This is a genomic window from Clostridium sp. ATCC 25772 (assembly GCF_001573875.1).
Lineage (GTDB): Bacteria > Bacillota > Clostridia > Clostridiales > Clostridiaceae > Clostridium_J > Clostridium_J senegalense.
Window position 1 is genome coordinate 65,262 of record NZ_LFRG01000006.1, and the last position, 12,131, is coordinate 77,392.

At 31.2% G+C, this 12,131-nt stretch carries 12 protein-coding genes; all 12 read right to left on the minus strand.

What is annotated here, in order from left to right; all coding sequences use genetic code 11:
• Positions 1-10 precede the first annotated feature (10 nt).
• Positions 11-856 (minus strand): ethanolamine utilization protein EutJ, encoded by an 846-nt coding sequence (eutJ, locus tag AZI32_RS03190; protein ID WP_061994460.1) that lies wholly within the window; start codon positions 854-856, stop codon positions 11-13.
• Complete coding sequence (locus AZI32_RS03195) at positions 838-1,563, minus strand: hypothetical protein (protein WP_061994461.1); 726 nt, start codon at positions 1,561-1,563, stop codon at positions 838-840. The genes eutJ and AZI32_RS03195 overlap by 19 nt, the downstream gene beginning before the upstream one ends.
• A 6-nt stretch (positions 1,564-1,569) precedes the next feature.
• Positions 1,570-2,016 carry a EutP/PduV family microcompartment system protein gene (locus AZI32_RS03200; RefSeq protein WP_061994462.1) on the minus strand — a complete coding sequence of 149 codons (447 nt, stop codon included), beginning with the start codon at positions 2,014-2,016 and terminating at the stop codon, positions 1,570-1,572.
• Entirely contained in the window at positions 2,013-2,366 is a 354-nt protein-coding gene (locus AZI32_RS03205) for a BMC domain-containing protein (protein ID WP_010293436.1), read from the minus strand. The genes AZI32_RS03200 and AZI32_RS03205 overlap by 4 nt, the downstream gene beginning before the upstream one ends.
• Positions 2,367-2,399: 33 nt before the next feature.
• On the minus strand, positions 2,400-3,353 hold the full coding sequence (cutD, locus tag AZI32_RS03210) for a choline TMA-lyase-activating enzyme (RefSeq protein ID WP_061994463.1): 954 nt from the start codon (positions 3,351-3,353) through the stop codon (positions 2,400-2,402).
• A 141-nt stretch (positions 3,354-3,494) separates the two neighbouring features.
• Positions 3,495-6,032, minus strand: a complete 2,538-nt coding sequence (cutC, locus tag AZI32_RS03215) for a choline trimethylamine-lyase (protein ID WP_061994464.1) — start codon at positions 6,030-6,032, stop codon at positions 3,495-3,497.
• 47 nt (positions 6,033-6,079) lie between these two features.
• A complete protein-coding gene (locus tag AZI32_RS03220; protein WP_061994465.1) occupies positions 6,080-7,567 on the minus strand; it encodes an aldehyde dehydrogenase family protein in 1,488 nt (495 codons plus the stop codon).
• Between the two features lie 35 nt (positions 7,568-7,602).
• The gene (locus AZI32_RS03225) at positions 7,603-7,911 is read right to left on the minus strand and encodes a BMC domain-containing protein (protein WP_010293444.1); all 309 of its coding nucleotides are present in this window, start codon (positions 7,909-7,911) and stop codon (positions 7,603-7,605) included.
• 25 nt (positions 7,912-7,936) lie between these two features.
• Positions 7,937-8,233 carry a BMC domain-containing protein gene (locus tag AZI32_RS03230; protein ID WP_061994466.1) on the minus strand — a complete coding sequence of 99 codons (297 nt, stop codon included), beginning with the start codon at positions 8,231-8,233 and terminating at the stop codon, positions 7,937-7,939.
• Between the two features lie 287 nt (positions 8,234-8,520).
• Positions 8,521-8,787, minus strand: a complete 267-nt coding sequence (locus tag AZI32_RS03235; RefSeq protein WP_061994467.1) for a hypothetical protein — start codon at positions 8,785-8,787, stop codon at positions 8,521-8,523.
• 5 nt (positions 8,788-8,792) lie between these two features.
• Positions 8,793-9,887, minus strand: coding sequence for a hypothetical protein (locus AZI32_RS03240; RefSeq protein ID WP_061994468.1), 1,095 nt, complete (start codon positions 9,885-9,887; stop codon positions 8,793-8,795).
• A 500-nt stretch (positions 9,888-10,387) separates the two neighbouring features.
• A complete protein-coding gene (locus AZI32_RS03245; RefSeq protein WP_010293449.1) occupies positions 10,388-11,218 on the minus strand; it encodes a MerR family transcriptional regulator in 831 nt (276 codons plus the stop codon).
• Positions 11,219-12,131 lie beyond the last annotated feature (913 nt).

A 12,131-nucleotide genomic window follows, 5' to 3' on the forward strand; every position in this document is an offset into this window, starting at 1 on the left:
ACTCCCCTTATTATTCAATAATATCTTGTGTACAACTTAATGCTATCCCAAGTGGCGTAACAAACATAGGATTTTTAGGCTTATGAGTATATACTCCAGTATTTTTATCTATAATCTCTTCAATTCCTGTCAAACAACAGGTACCACCTACTAAAGAAATTTCATTAACATCATAATCCTTAATATTATGATTAATAATTGATGCTACCTTTTCAACTACTGGTCTTAGTAATGGTAAAATTTCTTTATGATTTTTATTATCTCTTTTAAATTTATCTGCTTCTTTAAATGGCATTTTATATGCCCCTGAAATAACTAATGAAAAATGAGTCCCCCCTGTAGGTTCATCAACAACATAAACAACTTTTCCATCTTTTAAAACTGATATTCCAGTTGTTCCACCACCGATATCTACAACGGCACCATTTTCAATTTTAAGTACAGCATTTGCAGCAGTAGGCTCATCTAAAAGACATGTTAATTCAAATCCTGCAGCTTGAACTACATTTTTAATTGCTCCAGAATCTAAAGAATCTGTTCCAGGTGGAATTGCAGCAGCTGCATAAAGAAGTTCAGTATTTAATTTTTCTTCGATTTCCTGCTTAAGTTCTCTGACAATTTTTACTGCCCCAATATAGTCAACAACCATACCGTCACGAACTACATCTGCATATCTGTATGCACCTGCAACAGGCTCATAATTTTCATCTAAAACCGCTAACACCACACAAGCAGTACCTAAGTCTACTCCTGTATAATAAACCGAAGATTCATTAACAATTGGTTTTTCTATAACTTCTTCAAACTTTCTAACAAAATCATCACAACGTTCGAAGTTTATTCTTTTCTCTGACATTCTTTTCCTCCTACTGCCGAACAAATCAACTGAGATAGCGAATTAATTATTGAATTAAAATTCTCTATAATTTTATTTTTTAAATCATCATCATTGTTGTATATCTCAACTATCTCAAACTGCAATTCCTGTAAAGCACAACGAAGTGTGTGCATTTTCAAAATCACATTGCTTTTTTTAAGCTGCATATGAAATTCTGTTATTTCAAAACAATCATCAAGCTCAGTTATGAAATTTGATGAATTCATTCCACTGCACGCTTTACAACTAATAGTCTCAAGAGTACCTTTTCCATTCACAACATTTCTAATATTTGATATTTTCCTGCCCAAGATTATAATGTTTTGTGCTAAAAAAATATCTTCTCTTAATATTTCACTACCAGTAACAAGAAATATTGCCTCTATAGATTTCAACTTGTAACAAAGCTTCTTCTTTAAATTCAGATCACTGTTTCTCACTTGCTTTACTATTTCAGTCTGTTTACTTTCAGTCTGTTTACTTTCAGTCTGTTTACTTTCAGTCTGTTTGTTTTGAGAAACTTTCTTCTTTACTTTTAAAGCCTTATCATTTATTTCTATTCTCTTATCAGACAAATATTGAGCTGCTCCAGGTGTAAGGCGCTGTCCCTGTTGTAAATTGTAGGTATTAAAAGGTTCTTTTCTGTATAAATCTCTTAAATACTCTTCAGTAATAAATTTCATCATTGACCTTTACTCCTCACCTTTTTCAAATAAATACTTCTTTAAAGCATCAATTCCTGTTCCCATAGGAAAACTAATATGAAAATACGGCTCTGATATACCTATATCCTTTAACTGTTGCAAACATTTCTCTTCATTTTCAGATGATAAGTCACATTTTGTTATAACCCCAATTACTGGACATCTAAAACACTTTGCAAATCCAGGGGAATACATTTCAGTACAATTAGATTGATCAATCAACATAAGCACATGAGATGCATCTTGAGCTGTTGCAATTATATGCTTGTACATCCATGCATTTTCTACATAAGCTCCTGGAACATCAATGGTATTTTTGCCATAAAGCAAATCCTGTGTTCGTCTTAAAGGACCTTCATAATCATTCAATGCATTAATTAATGTAGTTTTTCCACATCCTGAAGGACCAATTACCATTATGCGCTTTTTCTTCATGTTCTTGTAATAATAGCTGGAGTAAATCCAAGCATATCTCTTAATGTATTATTCACTGCCTCAAGTGCTGTTTCAACACTTTGAACATCTCCATTTATTACAACTGAACCTGTAAAACGATCAAGGAATCCAATTTTAACATCTGCAACTTTTGTGGCAACATCTGCTGCAATTATGGCACTTTCATATGGAGAAAGGGTTAAAATACCTATTGCTCCTTTTTCATCAATCCCTAGACGGTCATATATATCAGTCATAGGTGATGCAATAACATGAGCTATGGTAATCTGTTTTCCTGGAACTGACTCTTGTATAATACGCTGTATATTTCTATCAAGTGAATTTTCCATAAACCTTACCTCCCATCTTATTATCTATTTAAATTAATGGCGGATTACTTCTACAGGTAAATCGTATTTTTTAATCCATCCTTCTATTCTATCTAAATCTTCACTTTTCAAACTTGGGTCATCCTTTATAGGATATTCAATTCCTAGTTGGTTGTATTTATTTACCCCCATTTTATGATATGGAAGTAAATCAACTCCTCTAAAATTCTTATAATCTTTATATGGTTCTAAAAGTTCCATAACTTTTTCAATATCTTCTTGAGAATCATTTACACCTTTTAATAAAGGCATACGAATTTTTACATTATATTTGCGACGAAGAAGTTCTTTAAGATTTTCTAAAATCTGTTCATTTCTCACACCTGTTAACTGAAAGTGTCTCTCAGAATCAATATGTTTAATGTCAAATAGGAATAAATCTGTGAACTCAGCAGCCTTAAGTACTGATTCTAGTTTTGCATAACCACAAGTTTCAATTGCAGTGTTTATTCCTTCTTGCTTACATGCCATAAGTAAACTACATGCTGCTTCAGGCTGCATTAAAACTTCACCACCACCTAATGTAACTCCACCACCAGACATTTCATAAAAAGTTCTATCTTCTTCTACAATTTCTAAAAGTTCAGAAATAGTTTTTACTTCTCCAACTATTGATATTGCAGATTTAAGACAAGCACTCTTACATTTACCACATCCGATACAGTCAATATCACGATTAACTTCATGCTTTAAAGTTTCATTAGAGATGCTATGTATTCCAACAGGGCAAGCAGAAACGCAAGCTCCACAATTAACACATAAATTACTTTTAAACATAACTCTATGTTTTTTTATCATTCCTTCAGGATTTGCACACCATTTACAGCGAAGTGGGCACCCTTGAAAAAATACTAGAGTTCTTATTCCATCTCCATCATACATATTATATTTTTGTATATTAAAAATCGTCGCTTTACGTTCAATTACACCTAAATTTCCATTACTCATATTCTTTATTCTCCAGTTTCATTTACTTTGATTTTTAATATATGTCTTAATTGAAATCTATAATCTACAGAATAATTCTGTAGATTACAGACTTTATAAAATCTAATCTAACTAGTTTCTATTTTTAAACTTTAAGTTTTATTAGAAATGTGTAAGCATAGTTCTACTGATTATTTCATCTTGAACATCCTTACATAACTCAACAAAGAATGCACTATATCCAGCAACACGAACGATTAAGTCACGATATTGCTCTGGGTGTTTTTGTGCCTCTATTAAAGTTTGGTTATCTAAGTAGTTAAACTGCATTTCTCCAAGTTGAAGAGCACACGCACTACGTAATAATGTTATTATTCCTTGCTCTCCTTCTTTTGTATCTAAAAGACCAGATATTAACTTGAAGTTATGAACCATTCCTATGTTCATATCTTCACAAGACATTTTAGAAACAGATTTTATTATAGCAGTAGGTCCTTTATAATCTGCTCCTTGTGATGGACTTATACCATCTGATAATGGCATCCATGCTCTACGTCCATTTGCAGTAGCTCCAGTCATTTGTCCAAATGGAGTATTATTTGAGATTGATAAAGTACCGTGGCTAAGCACTGAATATAATGTTTTATATTTACGATGCTCTTGTTCAGTAAAGTTGATTAGGTCAGCAGCAATATAATCTGCGTAGTCATCATCATTACCGTATTTAGGTGCTTCTAAACAATCTTTTCTTAATCTTTCATATCCAACGAAATCACATTTTAATGCTTCATTCATTTCTTGTAAAGTATATTTTTTTTCTTCAAATACTAATTTCTTTATAGCTGCCATAGAATCTGCATAAGTAGCTAAACCACTCCATACAACTCCTGGTCCAAAGTTGTACATAGCTCCGCCTGCTTCTACACCTCTACCATTTTCCATACATCCTTCATACATCATAGACATAAGTGGTTTTGGTGCAAGATCTCTGTGAACACGTTGAGAAATTACTGTAGCAACACTTGTCCATTTAGTAATATATTTAATTTGCTCTTTAACAGCTGCTTCAAATTGCTCATAAGTTTTGAAGTTATTTAAATCTCCCATATCTGGACATACTTGTTTACCATACCATAGTGGTACACCATGATTAAGAACAAGTTCTATACATATTGGCCATTGAGTATATCCTGTAGAAGTCCATTGATATAATCTTCCTGATTTTTGAGGCTCTACGCATCCCATTAAACAGTAATCTCTTGCATCTTCTATAGAAACTCCTTTTGCTAACATCATTTTTATATGAACATCATCGAAGTGACATGCTGGGAATCCCATACCTGCACGAATAACTTCAACAATCTTCTTAAGATATTTGTGTGGTGATGCTTTATGTATACGACAAGCTAAAGTTGGTTGATATATTTTAACGTGACGAACTGCATCCATTAAAAGATATGTTAACTCGTTTGTAGCGTCACGACCTTCTCTTGTAACTCCACCTAAACACATGTTAACGAATGGTTGGTAACCTGCAAAGAATTTAGATGCACCTTCGCTTGTTAGCCACATCATTTCAGACATTTTTATAAGCATACAACCTGATAATTCAAATGCCTCAAAATCATTCATACGTCCTGATTCTATATCGTTTTTGTAGAATTCATACATATATTGGTCAACACGTCCTATAGACATACCTGTTTGGTTTTCTTCAACTACAAGTAGTGATTCTATAGTCCAAACTGCTTGTATTGCTTCCCAGTAATTAGTTGGTTTGTGAGCTGGAACTTTTGCATTTACTTCAGATATTTTTAAAAGTTCAGCTTTACGCTTAGGGTTAGTTTCTTTTGCAGCTAACTGTGCAGCATACTCTGACATACGTTTAGCATATATCATAACCCCTTCTGCAGTATCTATTAATGATTTGTAGAAGTAAATTTTCTCTATATCTTCTGGTACTTCGTAGCTAAGTCCTGTTAATTTTTCTTCTGCTTCTTTTATTATGTCAAGCATACCCTTTTTCATTAATATAACGTCATATCCTGGGTTAGAGTCTCCTCCTCCATTTAATGCGTGATATGAACAATCTGAAACAAAAGATTCTCCTGAAAGTTCCCATACTCCAGCTTCACGATATTGGCTTTCACAATATTCATCAACTGATTTTCCATTCCAGAATGGAAATATCTCTTCACGTAATACTTTTTTATCTTCTTCAGCTAAATAGAATGGGTCTTGTGCACGAGTTCCTATTGTATCTATCTCTTCTTCTAACCATCTCCAAGATATCTCAGGAGAGAATGCTCCAGCACGAGGCTTTCCGTTTGGTGCTCCAACTATAAGCTCATGATCTTGAATTACTAATGGTGCAGTTTCACAACAATATTTAAAACACTTACCACGTAAAATTGCCTTAGGCATTCCAGGGTTTTCTTTTACCATTTTAGTTATAGCTCTTGCACGGTGAACTGTTATTGATGGTACATGCTTTAAATAGTTTTCTTTTAATTTAACTAAACGTTCTGTCATTCCATCTGGAATTTCACCATTATTGTCACATACAACATTAGTTGTTGTTTCTTCTTTTGTTATATCATTAGAAACTTTCTTAAACATTTCCATTAAACCAGCACGTTCTTCATCAGACATGTTTTTTGTAGCTTCCATAAATTTATTTGTAAACTCACGAATATCCACTTTATTACCTCACATTCTTTAATCTATTTAAATATTAAATATATTTTTTATTTTAATTCAGCTAGAATTTTTTTCAAAACACTTTCTAATAATTTGAAGTTATTACTTTCATTTGAATTATTATTTAAAACTGCATATGAAGAATTCTCTTTAACCTCTACTGTATTAACAATTTCATCTACTTTACGAACCCCATATCCAATTTTACGTACATATATCAAATTCATAGGTGAAACATTGTCTGAAGTCATTCCTTGACCTGCAGACCCACTCCCTAAAGTCATTGAAGGAAATAAATTTGTAGTAGCTCCCATACTTCCGAAAGTTCCTGAAGTATTAACAAGCACTCTACCAACCGGTTTCTTCAATGCAAATTGATGAATAACTTCTTCATCCTTGGAATGTATAACGAGCGTATGTCCATGTCGTTCACTCAACAATAACTCTATACATTTTTCACAAGCATGCATCCAGTCATCTTCTATATAAAAAGCTAATACTGGACAAAGTTTTTCTCTTGAATAAGGGTTACTTTGAGAAACAAATTTTTGTTTACAAATAAGTACCCTCACATCTTCTGGAACAGTGAAGCCAGCTTTTTTAGCTAAAAACTGTGGTGATTTACCAACCATCTCTAGGTCAAGACTTCCATCTTTATAAAAGAATATTGCTCCCAACCTTTCAGCTTCCTCTTCTGTCATAAAATATCCACCATTTTTTTGAAGCTCATTCTTAACTTCACTTGCAATACAACTATCTACAACAATTGATTGCTCTGCAGCAGATACAACTCCATAATCGAAGTTTTTACTAACAATAATATCTTTAACAGCCTGCTCTATATCAGCAGTACGCTCTATAAAAGCTGGACCATTACCATTGCCACCATAGATTACTGGTTTGCCAGATTTATAGGCTTCATCAAGCATTTCTGTAACACCAGTATTCATTATAAGTGAAGCACTTTTATGATTCATAAGTTCTAATGAACCACTTTTCATTACTGTATGTAAGTATGCAAGAGCACCTTCTGGAAGTCCTACACCTTCTGCAGCTCGGATTAAAATATCAACTACTTTAAAAATTGTATTCTTAGCTCTTGGATGAGGCGAGAATATAATTGCATTCCCTGATTTAATTGCAATTAACGCTTTATATATTGTTGTAGAAACAGGACTTGTAGCTGGACAAAAGGCTATAATAACCCCCATTGGAACTCCAACATCCATTGTGCTATTTTCTTTATCTTTATTAATTACCCCTACACAATTCATGCCTTTAAGTCTATTTTTTAGATACTTACATACAAAGCGATTTTTAATATATTTATCTTCCCACTTTCCATATTCAGTTTCTTCATTAGACATTTTTGCAAGTTCCTTTAAATGTTTTTCAACTTCTTCAGCCATACGTTCAACTATCTCATCAAGTTTTTCTTGTGGGAAAGTCGCTAATTTTTTTTGTGCCTCATAAGCATTTTCAACAAGAATTCTCGCTTCTTGAATGGAGAGTAAATCATTATCTATAATATTCATTTTCTCCCCCCCTCTCCTTAGAAAAAATTTTACTTTTACTCAGCTATAAGATTTACAAGCTCATAACGTTTTATTATTTTTTCAATATCTTGGTGTGGTCTTGGAATAACCATTGAACTATAAAGATTTGCACCTTCCATTGCTTCAACTGCTGCAACACCAGCATCTACTGCTGCTTTACAAGCTCCAACATCACCACGAACTAATACAGTTATATAACCTGATGCAACATTTGCATATCCTTCAAGTTCAACATTGGATGCTTTACACATTGCATCTGCTGCTTCTAAAGCAAAAACTAAACCAAAAGTCTCAACTAGCCCTAAAGCTTCATATCTAGCCATATGTATATCATTTCCTTTCTATATCTTATAAATCAATATCGTGTACTGAAACAATATCGCCAACTGGTCTGATAGGACGTGGCATAACATTGTGTGCTGTTAAAGTTCCAATTGATGCTGCTGCTTTAGCACCTGCTTCTACTGCAGATTTTACTGCTCCAACATCACCTTTTACCATGATTGTTACAAGAGTAGATCCAATATTTTCATATGAAATCAGCTCAACATTTGCTGCTTTAAGCATTTGGTCTGCAGCATGAAGTGCAGGAACTAACCCTATTGTTTCTACAAGACCTAATGCCTCATTTCCATAATATCTCATTGATAAGTCCTCCTTCTTGATTTTAGCTTGTACATTTTCCGCTAAATCACACAACTTTTATATGTTTTTTTATGTTTATATGTATTTTTTGGTTTGTTGTATATGTTTATTAGATTTCTTACCTTTTTATAAAAAGTAATAATATTTTTTATAGTAAAAATTTTCTAATAATTTTATTCTAAAATATGTAATTAAGAATAATTTTTTAAATAATATTTACTAAAATAATTACTTAACTATAAATTTAAGAGATTTCTAAATCATTTAACTTTTGTTAATGCTAAAAATTAATCTTTAATAAATTTATTAATTGTAGCAGCCCCTTCTTCATGTGCATGATAATAAACTCTTAACTCTTTATTTTTGTCTAAATCAATTCTTGTTTCTTCAACAAGTCCATTGGCTTCAGCTGTCATTAAAGCATTAATTATAGATTTTTTATTAAACGCCTTAAAATTTCCATACTCGCCTTTTAATGCATCTATAACATCATCAGCACAAGCTTCTTCAACTTTAGTAAAGTATTTTAAGATTGCATAGTTAAGTGGTTTCATCTATATTAAACCTCCTCTTTTTTTCTTCTAAATAAATCAAGTGGATTCATAGATATTGTAAGTATACCAAACATCATTATTACAGCTCCAACCCAAGCAACTGAAGGTAATGACCATCCATCCATTCCACCGTATACTCCTAGTACTAATAAGCAGAATAACGGTCCAAAGAATGAATATGTACCATTACATGCAGTACCAAGTCCTGCTCCACACTTACTGTTTGCAGCATACCATGTCATAAATGTCATGAATGATAAAAGACCACTTAAAGCAAACCATATCATTGCAGGTCCACTTGTGAATGCTTGTACAGCAAGATCTGCAGAAATATTTATTCCACCAGCAAGTACTCCAAAGATTGGAACTAAGATAAATAGATTTGCTATACCTGATGTTACTTGACGAATGCAAATTCCAATTTCAGGATCAATCATAGCTGTACCATATCCAGCTACACAACCTTCAAATCCCCATCCTAGAGCTGCAATTATTGCTATTGAAATACCAATAATAGTATTTTTTGAAGCACCGCCACTAAAGCCTGTACTACCAATTAAAAAACTAGCACACACACAGACTGCAATACCAAAAGCCATACGTTTATTTAATTCCTGTTTATATAAAATTTTACCTAATATAGCAGCAATAGCAGGACAAAGAGCTGATATTGGAACAACTATCGAACCGGCCATTTGAAGAGCTATAACATACGAAGTACCAGCTATTGGTCCTCCAATAAGAGCAGCTATTATCATAACACGTCCCGGTCTTGTATTAATACATCTTAAAAAATCGCCAAATTTACCTTTAACTACGGCATATGAAAGGGCCCAGATAGCACTGCACGTATCATTTATCGCATTACCAAGTGCTGCAAGTAAGTATGCTACAACAAATGCTGATAAGCCTGCTGTATTAACACCATACCAGTCCCCCCAAACTCCTTTAGTCATACCCATCGTTAGAAATGCAGTGTATAATCCATAGGCAAGTCCTGAAAATAAAGCTAGGGATACACCCTTTTTAAAGAAATTACTTGATAATTTCTTTTTTGCAGCAATTGCTTCTACACTTACTGCTTTTGAAACTTCATACATAAAATAAAACTCCTTTCAATAAATAATAAATTTTATATAATTAATAAAATATATACTCTTTCAAACTTAACCTTAATAGATTAATATTTTTGTGATTGTTATAATTTTGGACATTTTATTTTTAAACTCTCAAACAACTTTTCATTTCATACCTTGTAAGTATTTTATTCTCAAATAAATTATAGTCCTTTCCCTTTGGGGTAAAGTCAATATATAATTATTAAAAACATTTAAACAAAATTAAAAATATTATTAATTTAACTTCACTTCCAAATTAATAAACAATTATAAAACATTCACAATGTCAGCTATATCAGTTTTTAACATGATAACTATAACCATAATTTTCTTTTGTAGAAAACAATAAATATATCATTAATTCAATTTAATTTTAAAAATAAATAAATTTTTTCATTTAATAATATTATGAATTTTTATATGTTCACTCTCAATCCCCTTCTATACCTTCCCCTAGGGTCAACGTTTTCAACATGCTAAAACTAAATTTTTCTCTTAATTTTAATTAAAATTTCTGTTACAAATTTATCTGTGTTTTTGGTTGTCCAATAATCTGTTACATATCTTTCATAGGATTCTTCGCAGCATATATAATTATGATTTTTCGCCCACTCTTGCATTTTCATATAGGTTTCATTAATTGTTTCATGAGCTCCTATATGATAGCAAGCAACAGCCATCCAGCCACCAAATTCTACACTTACTTCCTCTTTACACTTTAAAATTGTCTGTTGCATTATTCGTATATTATTGCACTTCCCATTAATTTTATTTTTAAATGATGGGAAACATATAATTACAGGTCCTGTTACTGCATTATTCATATCATCTATATAATTGTTAAATTCTATGTTTATTATTGAATCCATATAATCGTATTTAAAACTTTGATTTAAAAAAGTTAAAGTACGACTGTCTATGTATTTTACAGCCACATCACAAGCATTATTTTCAATTACCATCTGTGCCTCAACTATTAAATCATGCCAATCTTTAACTGATCTTTTTTTTAAATTTATCTCTTTCTCAAGTTCATCTAATTCATCAATTTTTTTTCTAAACCTTTTATCAAAGAAGTCATAGGTTGTCCCTTTTAAAAACTCTCTCATTTCCTCAAGTTTAAATCCACTTTGTTTATAATACTTTATCATAGGTACAGCTAATAAATTTTTCTTGCTATAGTATCTATAGCCACTTTCATTGGCTACTTTATCTGGAGATAATATTCCCATTTTGTCATAATATCTTAATGCTTTAGTAGTTATTTGACATATTTCTCCAACTTTTCCTATTGAATATAATTCTTCTCCCATACTAAGACCACCTTTTTTATAATATTTTTAGCCTTTTTAAAATCTAAACTTGATAGACTTTAAGACTTTGAAAACTTTATCAAAAAGAATTTCCTCAACTAAATGTCTAATATTTAACAATCCAAATTACAAATTAATAGAGGAATCCTTATTATTTAAGAAAATTAATTTTATATTTACAATGTTTATTAATATTTTAAATTTATTTAACAGAGATAAGAACTCTTTGTAATTTTCAAAATATTCGTCCTAAACTTATATTTATTAAAATACCTAAGTAATTTCTCTATAATCTTTATTTAAAACTTTCTATTTTTGTTATGTGTTTAATACAACTACCACAGCTAATAAACTTATAATTATAAGACAAATTTCTTTTAATAATAAGTAATTTAGATGAATTTTAAAATTATGATGTTACCAAAAATTATAAGGATGACTATGGTTTTAAAAACTTAATTCATATAATAAAAAATTTTTTAATAGAATTGAATTTTTAAATACACAGATTTCTTGATGATAAGAATATGCTTTTCATGAGAATTATAAATACTTAATTATGTATATCTATTATAAATATAGTTTGGTAGTTCTATAGGGAAACAAGCTCCAATTTAAATTTATTCAACAACTTTAAAATATTTTCATACAAAATGTAGTGTTGAATTCTAAGTGATTCAGAGCATGTCTCACTATTTTAGGTATCCAAGTTTTGGAATGGATAATTTTAAAAGTCAACTTGGAACCCTATAAATAATTAATGGACAATGTCAAACCTTAAAATATAATTTAAAATAATAGAAATTATAAAAGGATAGCATTCTCCTTATAAATAATATTACTTATTCTCAACATAACTGTAAAGAAGAAACTCCTTCCATTTGTTTCCTATATATGGCATTTTTAATTTACA